Source organism: Nonomuraea sp. NPDC050451 (genome assembly GCF_044458585.1).
Window position 1 is genome coordinate 97,707 of sequence record NZ_JBITHZ010000025.1, and the last position, 15,186, is coordinate 112,892.

The following is a 15,186-nucleotide window of genomic DNA, read 5'->3' on the forward strand; positions in this document are numbered from 1 at the left end:
CCCGCTCCGGGCCGCACAACGAGCCAGAAAGGCGACGTCATGACCGACAACCTCACCGTGAGCGTTCTCGGCACCGGGATCATGGGTGCCGCGATGGCCCGCAACCTCGCCCGCGCGGGGCACACCGTACGCGCCTGGAACCGCACCCGGGACAAGGCCGAACCGCTGGCCGCCGAGGGGGCGCACATCGCCGACAACCCCGCCGACGCCGTACGCGACGCCGACGTCGTCCTCACCATGCTCTACGACGGCGCCGCCGTGCTGGAGGTGATGCGGCAGGCCGCGCCCGCCCTGCGCCCCGGCACCGCCTGGGTGCAGTCGACCACCGCGGGCCTCGACGCGATCGGCGAACTGGCCGCCTTCGCCCGCGAGCACGACCTGGTCTTCTACGACGCCCCCGTCCTCGGCACCCGCCAGCCCGCGGAGGCCGGGCAACTGCTCGTCCTGGCGGCGGGCCCCGCCGAGAGCCGGCAGGCCGTGACGCCGGTGTTCGACGCCGTCGGCGCCCGTACCGTGTGGACCGGCGAGGACGGCGCCGCGGCCGGCGCCACCCGGCTCAAGCTCGTGGCCAACAGCTGGGTCCTCGCCGCCACCAACGCGGCCGGCGAGGTCCTGGCCCTGGCCAAGGCGCTGGGCGTGGACCCGCAGAGCTTCTTCGACGCCATCGACGGCGGCCCCCTGGACATGGGCTACCTGCGCGTCAAGACCGGCCTGGTGCTGGAGGACCGCCTCTCACCGCCCAGCTTCACGGTCACCACCGCCGCCAAGGACGCCCGCCTGATCGTCGAGGCGGGGCAGCGGCACGGCATCCGCCTCGACGTCGCCGCCGCCGGCGCCGCACGCCTCGACCGCGCCGCCGCCCAGGGCCATGGCGACGAGGACATGGCCGCCGCCTACTACGCCAGCTTCGACGACGGCCCCGCTACGGCCTGAGCATGCTGACACCCTAGAGGAGCTGGTCGATCGTGATGGGCAGCGAGCGGATGCGCCTGCCGGTGGCGTGGTGGACCGCGTTGGCGATGGCGGCGCCCATGCCGACGAGGCCGATCTCGCCGACGCCCTTGACCCCGATCGGGTTGAACCGGTCGGGCCGGCCGACGAAGGCCACCTCCATGTCGGGGACGTCGGCGTTGACCGGGATCAGGTAGTCGCCGAAGGTGGCGTTGGCGATGCGCCCGGATCCCGGGTCCGTGATCATGTCCTCGAACATGGCCATGCCGATCCCGCCGACCGTGCCGCCGATGATCTGGCTGGTGGCCGTCTTCTCGTTCAGGATCCGGCCGGCGTCGATCACCGAGACGACCCTGGCCACCCGCAGCAGCCCGAGCTCCGGGTCGACCCGCACCTCCACGAACCGCGCGCCGAACGGGCCGGCGGGCGCCAGGCCGAGTTCCTGCGGGTCGTTCGGGGCGCTGGCGCCGCGGGCGGTCAGCTCGGGGAGCCCGTGCGCGGCGAGGATGTCGGTGTAGGTCTCGCCGTCCTCGGGCGATCCCGTGCGGTGGATCCGGCCGCGGCCGACGCTGACGTCGTCTACGGCGCACCCGGCCAGGGGAGAGGTGGGATCGTCGCGGACGGTGTCCAGGACGGCCTGTACGAGGTTGCGGCAGGCGGCGTGGACCGCGTTGCCGAGACCGGCCGTCAGGCCCGAGCCGCCCGCGTGCGCCCCGGGCGGCAGGTCGCTGTCGCCGAGCTCGAAGGTGACCTGCGGCAGGTCCAGCCCGAGCAGCTCGGCCGACAGCTGGGTCATCACCGTGTAGGTGCCGGTTCCGATGTCGGTGACCGCGCTGCGCACCAGCGCCGTCCCGTCCGCGCGCAGGGTCGCGCTCGCCTGGCACGGCACCTGGTACCAGAAGAACGAGACGCCGGCCAGGCCGTACCCGATCAGCCAGTCGCCCTCGCGCATCGAGCCGGGGTCGGGCAGGCGGCGCGACCAGCCGAACCGTTCGGCGCCGACCTCGTAGCACTCGCGCAGGGCGTTGCTCGACCACGGGAGGCCGAGTTCCGGGTGGACCTCGGCGTAGTTGCGCAGCCGCAGGTCGAGCGGGTCGATGCCGAGCAGGTACGACAGCTCGTCCATGGCCGACTCCAGCGCGAAGTTCCCCTGCGCGTCGCCGGGCCCGCGCATCGAGTTGCACCAGGTGATGTTGAGCCGGACCTGCCGGTCGCGCGTGGAGACGTTGGGGCAGGCGTAGGCGGTCGCCGAGTAGGAGGCGCACGGTTCGAGGTTGTTCCCCGCCATCTGCAGCGTCGTGGTGCTCTCGTGGTCGATCGCGACCAGCCGCCCGTCACGGTTGGCGCCGATCTTGAGGTGCTGCTCCGTGGCCGTACGGTGGCCGATGCCGGTGAACATCTCCGGGCGGGTCAGCACGAGCTTGACGGGCCGGTCCACCGTACGCGCGGCCAGCGCCGCCAGCATGACGTGCGGCCACACGCGCAGCCCCGCCCCGAAGCCGCCGCCGACGAACGGGACCAGCACGCGCACGCCGCTCTCCGGGACGCCGAACACCCGCGCGAGCGCCGTGCGCAGACCGCCGGGCCACTGGGTGGAGTCGTGGACGGTCAGGGCGTCGCCGTCCCAGGCGGCCACGGTGGTGAACGGGCCCAGCGGGCTGTTGGCGTTGTCGGCCGTGGCGTAGGTCGCCTCGAACCGCACGTCGGCCGAGGCCAGCGCGGCCTCGGCGGCGCCGCGGACGACGTCGCTCTCGTACGGGTCGATGAGCAGCTCCGCCCTGGGGTCGTGGAGGTCGAGGACCGGCTCGGTCGTCTCGTACTCCACCTCGACGCGCCGGGCCGCCGCCGTCGCCTCCTCGGCGGTGCCCGCCACCACCACGGCGACGTACTGGCCGTAGTGCAGGATGCGATCGTCCTGCAACGGCGGCGGCGGGGCCGACAGGAACGTGTCGGGCGCGTGCCCCAGCGTGGGAGCGTTCTGGTGGGTGATGACCGCCAGCACGCCGGGCGAGGCCTGGGCCGCGCCCGTGTCGAGCCGGCTGATCCGCCCGGCGGCCACGGTGCTGCGGACGAGCGCGGCGTGCGCCAGCTCGGGGAAGCCGAAGTCGTTGGGGTAGCGCGCGGCCCCGGTGACCTTCAGGGGGCCGTCGACCCGGTCCACCCCCTCGCCGACCAGGCCGACCTGCTCGACGGTCGTCATCTCGCACCTCCGGCGGCGGTTCGCAGGGCGCGCACCAGGGTGCGCTTGGCCAGCTCGACCTTGAAGGCGGTGCCCTCCACGGTGAACGGGTCCCGGACGGCGGCCTCGGCAGCCGCGATGAAGACCTCAAGGCTCGGGGGCGCCCCTCGCAGGACCCGTTCGGCCTCGGGCGCGCGCCACGGGATCGTCCCGACGCCGCCCAGGGCGACGCGGGCCTCGCCGATCAGGCCGCCGTCGAGGCGCAGGGCCACCGCGGCGGAGGTGAGCGCGAACTCGTAGGAAACCCTGTCGCGGATCTTGAGGTAGGTGGAGCGCGCGTCCGGCGCGAGCAGCGGGACGTCCACGGAGGTGATCAGCTCGCCGTGCGTGAGCACGTTCTCCACGTCGGGCGTGTCTCCCGGCACGCGGTAGAACTCCGTCAGCGGAACCGAGCGCTCCCCGCCCGTCCCGCGCAGGTGGACGACCGCGTCCAGGGCCACGAGCGGCACCGCCATGTCGGAGGCGTGCAGGGCGACGCAGTGCTCGCTCGCGCCCAGGATCGCGTGCATCCTGGCGGCCCCCTGTATCGCCGCGCAACCGGAACCGCGGCGCCGCTTGTTGCACGCGGGGACGGTGGGGTCGCGGAAGTAGCGGCAGCGGGTGCGCTGCAGCAGGTTCCCGCCGATCGTCGCCATGTTCCGCAGCTGGACGGACGCGCCCAGCAGCAGCGCCTCGCGCAGGAACGGCAGGCGCTCGCCCACCGTGGGGTCCGCGGCCAGCTCCTCCATCGTGGTCAGCGCGCCCACGCGCAGCACGTCGCCGTCGCGGGCGACGCCGCCGAGCGGCAACCGGGTGATGTCGACCAGCCGGTCGGGCTCCAGGACGCCGTCCTTCATCAGGTCGATCTGGGTGGTGCCGCCGGCGAGATAGGAAGCGGCGGGATCGGCGGTCACCGTCGCCACGGCCTGGTCCACCTCGCCCGCCCTGACGTACTCGAACTCATGCATCGCGGCCACCCGTCACCAGCCGGTCGCGGGCCTCGCGGATCGCCGCGACGATGTTGGGATAGGCGCCGCACCGGCACAGGTTGCCGCTCATGAACTCGCGGATCTCCGCATCGGATCCCGCGCGGCCCTCCGCCAGCAGGCACACCGCCGACATGATCTGCCCGGAGGTGCAGTAGCCGCACTGGAAGGCGTCGTGGCGGACGAACGCCTCCTGCACCGGATGCAGGACGCCGTCGGTCGCGAGGCCTTCGACGGTGGTGATCGCCCGGCCTTCGCACTGCGCGGCCAGGGTCAGGCAGGACAGGACCCGTTTGCCGTCCGCCATCACGGTGCACGCGCCGCAGGCGCCCTGGTCGCAGCCCTTCTTGGTGCCGGTCAGCCCCAGCCTGTCGCGCAACGCGTCCAGCAAGGTCACGCGGGGGTCCAGGTCGAGCCGATGATCGACGCCGTTGACGGTCAACGTCACGGCGACCCGCATGACCGGGGTCGCGGGAAGCCGGGGACTCGCCTCACGAGCCATAACCCCTCGATTCCGGCACGGCACGAGCCGCGCCCTCACGGGGGGAGGTCTGTCCTCACCGACTATACCCATTGAAGGATACGTACGAACGATCGTACTCTTTTATGTCGTGACCACGACTTCGTCCCTCACAGAAGAGACCGATCCCTACTGCCTGTCCGCCGCGCGCGCCGCGGAGCTGCTCGCCCGCGCTCCCTGGCGCCGCTTCGCCACCGTGGGCGACAGCCTGGCGGCCGGGACCTGCGACCCGAGTCCCGGATACGCCAGCCTGGGGTGGCCCGATCGCGTCGCGGACGTGCTGCGCCGGATCCATCCCGATCTGGCCTACCTGAAGACCGCCGAGGTCGGCGCGACCGCCTCCCGGACGGCGCGAACGCAGCTGGACCGGCTCGGCGAGTTCGGCCCCGACCTGGTCCACGTGTCCTGCGGGGCGAACGACCTGTTCCGGCCCGACCCCGACTACGCGGCCATCGAGGCCGCGTCGAGGCGGGTGTTCGAGTTCGCCGCCGGGGCCGGCGCGCAGCTGACGACGTTCACGCTGGGCAGGGCGTTCGTGGTGCCGCGGTACGCGGACTGGGGCGAGCGGGTGCGCCGGGTCAACGACATCACCCGCGGCCTGGCCGCCGACCACGGCGCCGTGCTGGTCGACATGTGGGACTGCCCGGTCAACGACCGTCCGGACCTGCTGAGCGCGGACCGGATCCACTTCGCCGCCGCCGGGCAGGCGGTGCTGGCCGCCGAGATCGTCAAGGGCCTCGCCCGCGCGATCCTGCGGCCCCTCAGAGCCTGGCGCTGATGATCGGTGCCAGGCGATCGGCGATGACCACGTGGCCGCTGTCGTTCGGGTGGACGTTGTCGGACATGTTCGCGCTGGTCAGCCAGCCCTCGGTGGGGACGTAGTAGACCTTGGCGTCGCCCGCGGAGTTGCGGGCGGTGACCGCGGCCCGCGTCTGCGCGGCGTACCGCCTGGTGAAGGTCTCCAGCGCGAAGATCGCCGCCGCCGGGTACGCCGCCCGCACCTCCTGCAGCAGGTGGGTGTAGTACGCCTGGAAGGTGGTGGTGCTCACGCCGTGCCCCACGTCGTTGGTGCCCAGGTTGATCACGACCGCGTTGGCCTGGTAGCGGGAGAAGTTCCAGTCCGGGGTGGCGGCGTTGGGGTTGAGCTTGGGGAATCGGGCCTCCAGGCCGACGCAGCCGTCCGCGGTCGCCACCAGGCAGGCGCCGCCCTGGGCGATCTGGGTGTGCCGGGCCCCGAGGCGCTCGCCGATGAGCCAGCCGTACGCGGTCAGGGCGTTCTTGGAGGTGGTCGTGCCGACGGTGATGGAGTCCCCGACGAACTCGATCAGCTTGGACGGGGGCGCGATCGCGTACGTCGTGGCCCCCTGGTCGAGCACGAGGCCCTGGAAGACGGCGTCACCGTGATAGGAGCCGGCGACGACCCGGTAGGAGACGCGTAAGGTGTGGCTCCCCGCGGCCAGCGGCGTGGGGGTGAGGTTGACCGTGCCGCGTACGTTCTGGATGTAGATCCACGCGCCGCCGTCGATGCTGTAGTACAGGTCGATGGTGTTGCGCTGGTTCAGCTTGACCGTCCTGCCGGTGAAACCGGTGGTGAGGTAGGCGCCCGCCCAGTACGGCACGTACGCGGTGGGGGTGGAGGTGTCCCACCGCCCGGTGAAGGAGATGTTGGCGTCGGTGGGGGAGCCGTCGCCGGTCGCCGCCTCGGCCCGCGGCGCGACCGCAGTGGCCAGGGCGACGACGAGTATCACTGCCGCGATCTTCTTCATGCCTTGCCTCCTGGGGGGAAGGACCGGCAGAGGGCTTGCGCACCAGTGGACTCGAGGTCATGAACGACCGTCAACGAGATCGTTCGCGCGGCGCGTCTCGGGGCAGGTCAGCGGCGCGTCCCCGGTGAAAGCTTCATGCCTTCAGAAGGGCTGGCAGCCCGGGCACCAGACGGTCGTACGGCCGGCGACCCGGCGGCGGGACAGGGGCTTGCCGCAGCGCGGGCAGGGACCGCCGGGCTCGTCGCGGGCCCCGGTCAGCCAGGCGTCACGTGCGGGCACGCACCGGGCCTTGATCGATTCTCGCAGGACCCGGCGCATCGCCCTGTACAACGCGGCACGTTCGGATTCGTCCAGATCACCCACGGCGCGCTGGGGATTGACGCCGGCGTGCCAGCAGATCTCGTCGGCGAGCAGGTTGCCCAGGCCGGCGACGAACGTCTGGTCGGTCAGCGCCGGCTTGAGCCGTCCGCGGCGGCCCGACAGCAGCCTGCCGAAGCACGCGTACGACACGTCGCGCGCGTCCGGGCCGAGCCCGCCGAGCACCCGCTCCACCTGCGCCTCGTCGTCGGCGAGGCGGAGGCCCTGGAGCTTGCGCATGTCGCGGTAGCGCAGCTCGCCGTCGTCGAACTGCCAGACGACCCGGTCATGCCGGTGCCACGGCTCCTCGGGGGAGTGCCAGGACAGCGAGCCGGTCATGCCGAAGTGCAGCATCAGCACCGGCCCGCCGGCGGGCGCGATCAGCCACTTGCCGTGCCGCCGCGGCCGCTCGAACCGGTGTCCGCGCAGCGCGGCGGCCAGTCGCCCGGCGCCGATGCCGCGCAGGACCCCGGGGTCGCGAACGCGCACGGCCCTGATCGGCTCGCCGGTGTGCTCCGACAGCACCTGGCGGAAGCCCTCCACGTCAGGGAGCTCCGGCATGAGGAACCCCTGCCCACCAGGGCCGCCTACTTGCTCAGATCGTGACGGCGAGCTTGCCGACGGTTCCGGTGGTGAAATCGGCGATCGCGTGCGGCGCCTCGGCCAGCGGGTAGGCGCGGGCCACCGGTACGCGCAGGCGTCCCTCGGCCGCGTCGGCGGCGAGCCGGGCCAGGGTGTCCGGGTTCGGGTCGGCCATCACCGCCGTGGCCTTGAGGTCCCGGCCGGGTTCGTCGGGCACGTAATGCACGGTGGAGGCCAGCCGCCCGCCGTCGGCCAGCAGCGCGGCGACCGCCGGGCCGTCGCCCGCCAGGTGCAGCGCGGCGTCCACCCCGCCCGGCGCGATCGCGGCCACCTGCGCAGGCAGATCGGCGTGGTCGACGGCCCAGGTGGCGCCCAGTCCGGTGACGAAGGCGGCTTCGGCTCCGGGCCTGGCGGTGGCGATCACCCTGGCGCCGCGCGCGGCGGCCAGCTGGACGGCGAACGCGCCCACGCCGCCGGTCGCGCCCGAGATCAGGACGGTCTCGCCCGGTGCCGGGGCGACGGCGTCGACGGCATTGAGCGCGGCGGTCCCGGCCAGGCCCAGCACGCCCGCGCGGGTGTGATCGAGCCCCTCGGGGATCCTGGCCAGGCCGTACTGCTCGCTCACCACCACATATTCGGCGAAGCCGCCCTGGCCCAGGGTCGGGCGCATGACCACGCCGAACACGTCCTCACCCGGCGTCAGGCTGCTCACGCCCTCGCCGACGGCCGCCACGGTGCCGGCGAAGTCCTTGCCCAGCACGACCGGGAACTCGTAGTCGTACACGCCCTTGAGATAGCCGCCCAGCACGCCCAGGTCGAAACCGTTGACCGACGAGGCCAGCACCCGGACCAGCACCTCGCCGGGTCCCGGTTCCGGCACGGGCAGGTCGGCGGCGGCCAGCTCGGCGCCGAAGCCGGTGAAAGCCATGGCACGCATAATGATCACTCCGTTTTCCGTGGAAGCTGTGATGGCCTGCCGCCAGGAGGCGCGCAGGACGGCGCGGCCCTGATGGGCGGCGGGGAGCACAGCACTTTCTGTGCGCTGGTTACTTCTTGTGCGCGCATCGAGTCTCATCCACAATGCCGTCATGGCGGAAGAAGGCACTTTGACCCGCGTTAGGCACACCGATGTGCGTGAAACGGTCGGCGAGCACCACCCGACCTGCCGGTTGCGCGACGTCCTCGACCGTGTCGGGGACAAATGGAGCGTGCTGGTGATGGACCTGCTCGGCGGCGGCCCCATGCGCTACTCCGAACTGCAGCGCGCCATCGAGGGCATCTCCCAACGCATGCTCACCCTCACCCTGCGCAGCCTGGAGCGCGACGGGCTGGTGGAGCGCACCGTCACCCCCACCTCGCCGCCCCGGGTGGACTACACCCTGACCCCGGTCGGCCAGACGCTCTCCTCGCAGGTCGCCGGGCTCATCGAATGGGCCGGGCGGCACCGCGAGTACGTGGCCGCCTCCCGCCTGCGCTACGACGCCTCCTGACCGGCCGAGCCGGCATGGCGAGGACGCGCTATCATCGCCATGTGGCGATTGATAACGACGGTGGTCGCTGTGTCAGCACCGACATCGCCGCCGGGGTCCCTCCGGCGGCGGCGCTGTTCCACTCGCTGGCCGACGAGACCCGGCTGCGCATCGTGCAGCGCCTGGCCAGGGGCGAGGCGCGAGTGGTCGACCTGACGGCCGAGCTCGGGCTGGCCCAGTCCACGGTCTCCAAGCACCTGGCCTGCCTGCGCGACTGCGATCTGATCGACTACCGGGCCGAAGGCCGCCAGTCGTTCTACTCCCTGACCCGGCCCGAGCTGATGGACCTGCTGGCCTCCGCCGAGCAACTGCTGGCCGCCACGGGCCACGCGGTCGCCCTGCGCCCCGCCCAGGCAGGGGAGTCGAGGTCGTGACTCCTCCACGGCGCTCATCGGCTTCGGGCTGGACTCGATCGTCGAGGTGGCCTCCGCCGCCGCGGTGGCCTGGCAGTTCTCCGCCGCCGACCACGAAAGTCGCGAGCGGGCCGCGCTGCGCGTCATCGCGATCTCCTTCTTCGCCCTGGCCGCCTACGTGACCGTCGACGCCGTACGCGCCCTGCTCGGCGCTGGGGAGGCCGGACACTCCACCCCGGGCCTGATCCTGGCCGCCCTGTCGCTGGTCGTCATGCCGTTCCTGTCGTACGCCCAGCGCCGCGCGGGCCGTGAGCTGGGCTCGGCCTCGGCCGTGGCCGACTCCAAGCAGACCCTGCTGTGCACCTACCTGTCGGGGGTGCTCCTCGCGGGGCTCGCGCTCAACAGCGCCTTCGGGTGGTCCTGGGCCGACCCGATCGCCGCCCTGGTCATCGCCGCGGTCGCGGTCAAGGAAGGGCGCGAGGCCTGGCGCGGAGACGCCTGCTGCGCCGTGCCCGCCGGCGCCGCGTCGGACGGCTGCTGCCCATAGGCCCGCCCTGCCCAAGCCCGCCCCAAGCGATTTGGGGAAATGTTGGCCCAGGTGGGCGCGTTGGCGTGACCGTGGGGGAAGGGGTTACGTATTCAAACCTCCACGCGGTATGGGGAAGGTGGTGTGGGACATGGCTGAAAGTCCACTCCATCCGAAACTAGACATGGGTCAGCACCCTGACATAGCAGCCCTGCGAGCTCAATACGACATGGCTGCGCAGAGCCCCTCAGGGCAGGCCGTCGGTGGACTGACGTTCCTGAGCGGTCTCTATCTCGCCATCTCGCCATGGGTGGTGGGATTCTTCGGGCGCTCGACCCTGACCGTCAACAATCTGATCACCGGTATCGCCCTGGCGCTGCTGGCGGCCGGGATAGCCTCGGCGTACGGCCGGATCCACGGGCTGGCGTTCGTCGTGCCGGTCATCGGGGTTTGGACGATCATCGCGCCGTGGGTGCTGCCCCCACACGGAGCCAGCGCCGGCACGATCGTCAACAACGTCATCACGGGGATCGTCATCGTCGCCTGCGGCCTGGCCTGCGTCATGCTCGGCACGATGTCCCTACGTCGGCGTTGACGCTTCCGGGCGGACCACCGGTCTGCATCGAGAAGCGGCTCGCCGCCGACTGCGTCCCGTCTCCTGGAGGAGAAGGGGACGCAGTCGGCTGTCCGGCCCCTGTGAGTTATCCGAAAAGTCTGATCCGGTGCTTGAGCATGATCCATCCTTGGCCGTGCAAGACGGCCCCGCCGAGACGGGGCCGTACCGCAAGGCAAGGGAGTTTCATGGCCAACCGATATCGGACGTTATCGGGGGCGGCGGCGGGCATCGCCATGCTGGCGACAGTCGTTGTGACCCCGGTGCAGGCGTCCGCCGTCGCCCCCGTCAGCGTGACGTTCGCCGCGGCGGAGGACGTGTTCGTCAGCCAGGCCGAGCCGGCCAAGAGCTTCGCGACCGCGACCTGGATGAGCGTCTGCGGCACCGAGTGCGGCAGTGCCACCGCAGGGCAGCGTGCCGCGCTGACCCGCTTCAAGGTCACCGGCATCCCGCAGGACGCCGAGGACGTCAAGGTCACGCTGGACGTGGTCTCGGCCAGAGCGACGGACACCACCGTCTCCGTCCGCCCGGTGACGGGGGCCTGGACCGAGGCCGCCACCACCTGGAACACGCGTCCGGCGCTGAGCGCGCCGGTCATCGACTCGCACACCGGTTTCACCGCCGGCGCCACGGCCAAGCTGGACGTCTCTTCGGCGGTCAAGGGGGATGGCACGTACGCGTTCGCCCTCACCGGGACCGACGCCACCACGACCGTCCTGATGTCCTCGCGCGAGAGCGGGAACCGGGGACCGAAGCTCACGGTGACCTACACGGAGGGCACCGGGGACGAGCAGACCGACGGGCCGCTGCCCTTCACCCTGCCGGGCACGGCGGCGCTGCGGGCCTCGGCGAAGAAGGTGTTCGCGCACTACTTCAGCCCCTATCCGATCTCCCTCGACAACCAGGCTCCGGCCGGCGACTACTACGCCAGGAACTACCTCAAGCCGGACGGCGAGAGCGGCAAGCACGCCGCGTACGGCGGGCTGCTGCGCGACCGGCCGCTGGGACGCGACCCGATCACGGGCGACTACGCGCTGGCCGACCTCAAGACCGAGGTGAGGCAGGCCATCGCCGCCGGCCTGGACGGCTTCACCGTCGACATCCTCTCCGTGACCAGCGCGCAGTGGACGCGGGCGCAGAACCTCGTCAAGGCGGCCGAGGCCGTGGACCCCGGTTTCAAGATCGTGCTCATGCCGGACATGAACGGCCTGGCCTCGCTGGACAGCGCCGCCTTCGCCACCGCCATGGCCAAGCTGGCCGCGTCGAAGTCGGTCTACCGGCTCGCCGACGGCCGCCTCGTCGTCGCCCCCTTCAAGGCCGAAGGCCGCACCGCCGCCTGGTGGTCGGACTGGATGAAGACCATGGAGACGCAGCACGGCATCAAGGTCGCCCTGGTGCCCACGTTCGTCGACTTCAACAAGCACCGCGACGCGTTCGCCTCCATCAGCTACGGCTTCTCGAACTGGGGCAACCGCAGCCCCGCGGCCAACGCCGGCCTGAAGACGAACATCGACCGCGCACACGGCATGGGCAAGATCTGGATGCAGCCGGTGTCCGTCCAGGACGAGCGTCCCAACCAGAGCGTGTTCGACGAGGCGGGCAACACCGAGAACCTGCGGGTCACCTGGAAGGGGGCCATCGACGGCGAGGCGGAGTGGGCGCAGCTCACCACCTGGAACGACTATTCCGAGAACACCCAGTTCGCCCCCTCCAGGAACGCCGGCTGGACGTATCTCGACATCAACGCCTATTACCTGACCTGCTACAAGCTCGGCTGCCCGAAGATCACCAACGACACGGCGTACCTGACCCACCGGATCCAGCCGGTCGCGGCCGCGCCGTCGTACACGCAGACCAAGCTGATGAAGCTGCGCGACGGCAGCACCGCGGCCCGGGACACCGTCGAGGTGCTCACCATGCTGACCGCGGCGGGCAAGGTGTCCGTCACGGTCGGCGGCACGACGCAGACCTACGACGCGCCCGCGGGGGTGTCCGCCAAGACGTTCCCGCTGAAGGCGGGCACCGCTTCGGCCTCGGTCACCAGGAGTTCGGCCGTGGTGGCGAAGGTGGTCTCGCCGTACGCGATCACCGCGACGCCGTACGTGCAGGACCTGCACTACCGCGCCGCCTCCAGCGAACGCTGACGCGGCGCGCCGGATCCCCGGGCCGGGTGCCTCGGGGATCCGGCGCGTCCACGGCCGGCGCCTCTCTCAGGCGCGCAGCCTCTCCAGGCGGAGCGCGTCGCGCAGCAGCGGGCGTGCCGCCAGGGCCACGAGCACCGCGGCCAGAACCCCGATGCCCGCCATGGCCACGGCCCTGGCGACCGCCCAGCCGAGCCACCCCACCTGGTAGGTGTCGGCGAGGGGCAGGATCACCACCACGACTCCCGCGACCGCCGCCACGACGCAGATCGGCAGCGCGGCGATGACCGCCTGCCGTACGAGGACCCCGCCCAGCGCCCGCTCGGGCACCCCGGAGGCGGCCAGCGCGGCGAACGAGCGGCGGTGATCGAGCAGTTCCTCGGCCTGGTGCACCACGAGGGCGGCCGCCGACGTCAGCAGGGCCACCAGGAGCGCGGCGTCGACGAGCGCGTGGGCTTGGTGGTAGCCGACGCCCGCCTGCTGGGCGCCGGCGCCCGCGCCGAAGAACACCGTCAGGCCCACCACGGACAGGGCTCTGGCCCAGGCCCTCGGATCCGCCTCGACCAGCCGCGCGGCCAGCAGCGTCTCGGGCGACCCGGCCCGCCGGCCGGCGCGGCGCGCGTACGCCCTGATCACCCAGGTCGTGGCCAGCGTCACCCCGAACAGGATGAGCACCACCCCGGCCGTGATGGCCAGAGCCGCCCCGTACTTCCCGGCGAGCGGGAAGCCCCCTTTCCATACGGCTCCGACAACGAAGAGGCCCACACCGGCCACGACGAGCAGCAGGTCCACCACTCTCGGCCCCCGCAGGCGCGAACGGCGAACCAGGCCCAGCGGTGAGGCGATGATGTTCCGGCCGGCGCGTGCCCCCGACAGGGCTCCGCCCAGCGCCATCACGGCCATGACCACCGGCACCTGGATCAGCGGCCCGGAGAGATGGGCGACCACATAGACCGCGGCGCCGGCCAGCGAGCCGGCCAGCGCCGACCGGCCGCCCTCCAGGGCGCCGAGCAGGCGCACGTCGCCCGGCGTGGCCCCGGCCAGCCGCAGGCCGGCCAGCCGTCGCTCCCTGGTGGCCGAGCCCAGCCGGTTGGACTGGTGCACCAGGCCGGCGACCGGCAGGGCCAGCAGGGCCAGGGCCAGCCCGGTCAGCGAGCCGCCCTCGTCCCGGAAGTCGGCCAGGCTGACGGCCGTGCAGACCAGGAACGTCGCCAGCCCCGTGCCGGCGGCGACCAGCCAGGCGCGGGCCCGCTCGGCCCGCGACCGCCCCCTGTTCAGCATCCGCATGATGGCGATCATCGGCTGATCCCCGTCAGCACGGCGCCGTCGCGCAGGGCGATCTCGCGGTCGGCGTAGGCCGCCACCCGGTTGTCGTGGGTGACCAGCACCACGGCGGTACCGCCGGCGCGGGCCGCGCCCAGCAGCGCGCTCATCACCTGCTCGCCGCCGAGGGTGTCCAGCGCTCCGGTGGGTTCGTCGGCGAAGACCACGCGCGGGCCGGTCACCAGCGCCCGCGCGACGGCCACTCGCTGCAGCTGCCCCCCGGACAGCTCGCCGGGCCGCTGATCGGCGCAGTCGGACACCTCCAGCCGGGCCAGCGCGTCAGCGGCGGCGTTCGTCGACTCCTGCCTGCCGTGCCGGTTGAACAGCATCGGTAACGCGACGTTCTCCGCCGCGGTGAGCTCGGGCACCAGCTCGCCGAACTGGAAGACCACGCCGAAGCTCTCGCGGCGCAGCTTGGTCAGCTCCGCCTCGCCCAGCGTGTCGATCCGCCTGCCGTCCAGGACGACCTCGCCGGACTCCGGGCGGATGATCCCGGCCAGGCAGTGCAGCAACGTCGACTTGCCGGATCCGCTCGGCCCGGTGACCGCGAGGATCTCGCCCTCCGCGAGCTGGAGGGAGACGCCTGTCAGCGCCCTGGTCCTGCCGTACGACTTCACCAGGCCCCTGGCCTCAAGCATCGTTGTCCTCCTTCAGCCGCGACAGTGCGGTCTCGATCCAGCGCAGGTCGGCGTCGAGGTGCTGGAGCGCGTAGTCGGCCGCCAGCACCTGGGCGGGCGGGCCGGCCGCCTTCTCGGCGGTCAGCTCCCGCATGCGGGCCAGATGCGCCTCGCGCTGCCGCAGGAGATAGCCGTCGGCACCTCGTCCCGCGACGGCGACCCGGGCGAACAACGAGCTGGCGACATACGGCGCCGGCGCCTCCACGGTGTTCAGCCACCGGGCCAGCTCTTCCCGGCCGCTGCCGGTGATCGCGTACATGGTGCGCTCGGGGCCGCCCTCCTGCTGCGTCTCCGCCACCTCCGCGAAGCCGTCGCGTTCCAGCCGCTGCAGCGTGGCGTAGACCTGCCCGTAGGCCAGCGGCTTGGCGCCGGCCAGGCGATGGTCGTGCTCCTTCTTGAGCTCGTAGCCGTGTTTCGGGCGCTCCGCGAGCAGCCCCAGCAACACATGAGCTGTGGACATGATCGCAACTATACATTCAATGAATAGTCGCGCCAACGGCGATGGCTGAGCGACGGGTCGCGGCCACGTCCGCCGCCGTCGCCCGCCTGATGGGTGGCGGGCCGAGCTGGAGCAGATCAGGGAACGCGGCTACCGCTTCTCCATGAACGAACGCGTGCTCGGCAGCTCGGGCATCAGCGCGCCC

General features: G+C 72.2%; 15 protein-coding genes and 1 pseudogene. 7 read left to right on the forward strand and 9 right to left on the reverse strand.

The window, feature by feature from the left end:
- The first annotated feature begins 39 nt into the window (after window positions 1–39).
- Window positions 40–933 carry an NAD(P)-dependent oxidoreductase gene (locus tag ACIBI9_RS46545; protein WP_397232723.1) on the forward strand — a complete coding sequence of 298 codons (894 nt, stop codon included), beginning with the start codon at window positions 40–42 and terminating at the stop codon, window positions 931–933.
- A 13-nt stretch (window positions 934–946) separates the two neighbouring features.
- Here ACIBI9_RS46545 and ACIBI9_RS46550 read toward each other — a convergent pair whose 3' ends face one another.
- The 3 genes from ACIBI9_RS46550 to ACIBI9_RS46560 are packed head-to-tail and all read right to left on the reverse strand — an operon-like array spanning window position 947 to window position 4,615.
- Window positions 947–3,151, reverse strand: coding sequence for a xanthine dehydrogenase family protein molybdopterin-binding subunit (locus ACIBI9_RS46550; RefSeq protein ID WP_397232725.1), 2,205 nt, complete (start codon window positions 3,149–3,151; stop codon window positions 947–949).
- On the reverse strand, window positions 3,148–4,137 hold the full coding sequence (locus ACIBI9_RS46555) for an FAD binding domain-containing protein (RefSeq protein WP_397232727.1): 990 nt from the start codon (window positions 4,135–4,137) through the stop codon (window positions 3,148–3,150). The genes ACIBI9_RS46550 and ACIBI9_RS46555 overlap by 4 nt, the downstream gene beginning before the upstream one ends.
- Entirely contained in the window at window positions 4,130–4,615 is a 486-nt protein-coding gene (locus ACIBI9_RS46560) for a (2Fe-2S)-binding protein (protein WP_397232729.1), read from the reverse strand. The genes ACIBI9_RS46555 and ACIBI9_RS46560 overlap by 8 nt, the downstream gene beginning before the upstream one ends.
- A 151-nt stretch (window positions 4,616–4,766) precedes the next feature.
- Here ACIBI9_RS46560 and ACIBI9_RS46565 point away from each other — a divergent pair, with 151 nt between their 5' ends.
- Window positions 4,767–5,453 carry an SGNH/GDSL hydrolase family protein gene (locus ACIBI9_RS46565; RefSeq protein ID WP_397232731.1) on the forward strand — a complete coding sequence of 229 codons (687 nt, stop codon included), beginning with the start codon at window positions 4,767–4,769 and terminating at the stop codon, window positions 5,451–5,453.
- Here the strand turns inward: ACIBI9_RS46565 and ACIBI9_RS46570 are convergent.
- The 3 genes from ACIBI9_RS46570 to ACIBI9_RS46580 form a co-directional block, all read right to left on the reverse strand.
- The gene (locus ACIBI9_RS46570; protein WP_397232733.1) at window positions 5,437–6,441 is read right to left on the reverse strand and encodes a GDSL-type esterase/lipase family protein; all 1,005 of its coding nucleotides are present in this window, start codon (window positions 6,439–6,441) and stop codon (window positions 5,437–5,439) included. The two genes, ACIBI9_RS46565 and ACIBI9_RS46570, sit on opposite strands and share 17 nt — an antisense overlap.
- A gap of 141 nt (window positions 6,442–6,582) precedes the next feature.
- Entirely contained in the window at window positions 6,583–7,359 is a 777-nt protein-coding gene (locus tag ACIBI9_RS46575; RefSeq protein WP_397232735.1) for an Fpg/Nei family DNA glycosylase, read from the reverse strand.
- Between the two features lie 34 nt (window positions 7,360–7,393).
- Entirely contained in the window at window positions 7,394–8,308 is a 915-nt protein-coding gene (locus ACIBI9_RS46580) for an NADP-dependent oxidoreductase (RefSeq protein WP_397232737.1), read from the reverse strand.
- A gap of 202 nt (window positions 8,309–8,510) precedes the next feature.
- Between ACIBI9_RS46580 and ACIBI9_RS46585 the strand changes: the two genes are divergently transcribed.
- The 5 genes and pseudogenes from ACIBI9_RS46585 (at window position 8,511) to ACIBI9_RS46605 (ending at window position 12,545) form a co-directional block, all read left to right on the forward strand.
- Window positions 8,511–8,870: a winged helix-turn-helix transcriptional regulator gene (locus ACIBI9_RS46585; RefSeq protein WP_397232739.1), complete on the forward strand. Its 360-nt coding sequence runs from the start codon at window positions 8,511–8,513 to the stop codon at window positions 8,868–8,870.
- 41 nt (window positions 8,871–8,911) lie between these two features.
- Window positions 8,912–9,283: an ArsR/SmtB family transcription factor gene (locus tag ACIBI9_RS46590; RefSeq protein WP_397232741.1), complete on the forward strand. Its 372-nt coding sequence runs from the start codon at window positions 8,912–8,914 to the stop codon at window positions 9,281–9,283.
- Between the two features lies 1 nt (window position 9,284).
- Window positions 9,285–9,809 (forward strand): annotated as a pseudogene (locus ACIBI9_RS46595) (cation transporter); the annotation flags it as partial.
- Window positions 9,810–10,017: 208 nt separating this feature from the next.
- Complete coding sequence (locus ACIBI9_RS46600) at window positions 10,018–10,383, forward strand: SPW repeat protein (protein ID WP_397232743.1); 366 nt, start codon at window positions 10,018–10,020, stop codon at window positions 10,381–10,383.
- A gap of 206 nt (window positions 10,384–10,589) precedes the next feature.
- Window positions 10,590–12,545 (forward strand): endo-1,3-alpha-glucanase family glycosylhydrolase, encoded by a 1,956-nt coding sequence (locus ACIBI9_RS46605; RefSeq protein WP_397232745.1) that lies wholly within the window; start codon window positions 10,590–10,592, stop codon window positions 12,543–12,545.
- 66 nt (window positions 12,546–12,611) lie between these two features.
- Here the strand turns inward: ACIBI9_RS46605 and ACIBI9_RS46610 are convergent, their stop codons facing one another.
- From ACIBI9_RS46610 to ACIBI9_RS46620, 3 genes are read right to left on the reverse strand one after another with little or no spacing between them, the layout of a single operon-like run.
- The gene (locus tag ACIBI9_RS46610; protein ID WP_397232747.1) at window positions 12,612–13,829 is read right to left on the reverse strand and encodes a hypothetical protein; all 1,218 of its coding nucleotides are present in this window, start codon (window positions 13,827–13,829) and stop codon (window positions 12,612–12,614) included.
- Between the two features lie 8 nt (window positions 13,830–13,837).
- Window positions 13,838–14,503, reverse strand: coding sequence for an ABC transporter ATP-binding protein (locus ACIBI9_RS46615; RefSeq protein WP_397232749.1), 666 nt, complete (start codon window positions 14,501–14,503; stop codon window positions 13,838–13,840).
- Entirely contained in the window at window positions 14,496–15,002 is a 507-nt protein-coding gene (locus ACIBI9_RS46620) for a PadR family transcriptional regulator (RefSeq protein ID WP_397232751.1), read from the reverse strand. Before ACIBI9_RS46620 ends, ACIBI9_RS46615 begins: the two co-directional genes overlap by 8 nt.
- Between the last annotated feature and the right edge of the window lie 184 nt (window positions 15,003–15,186).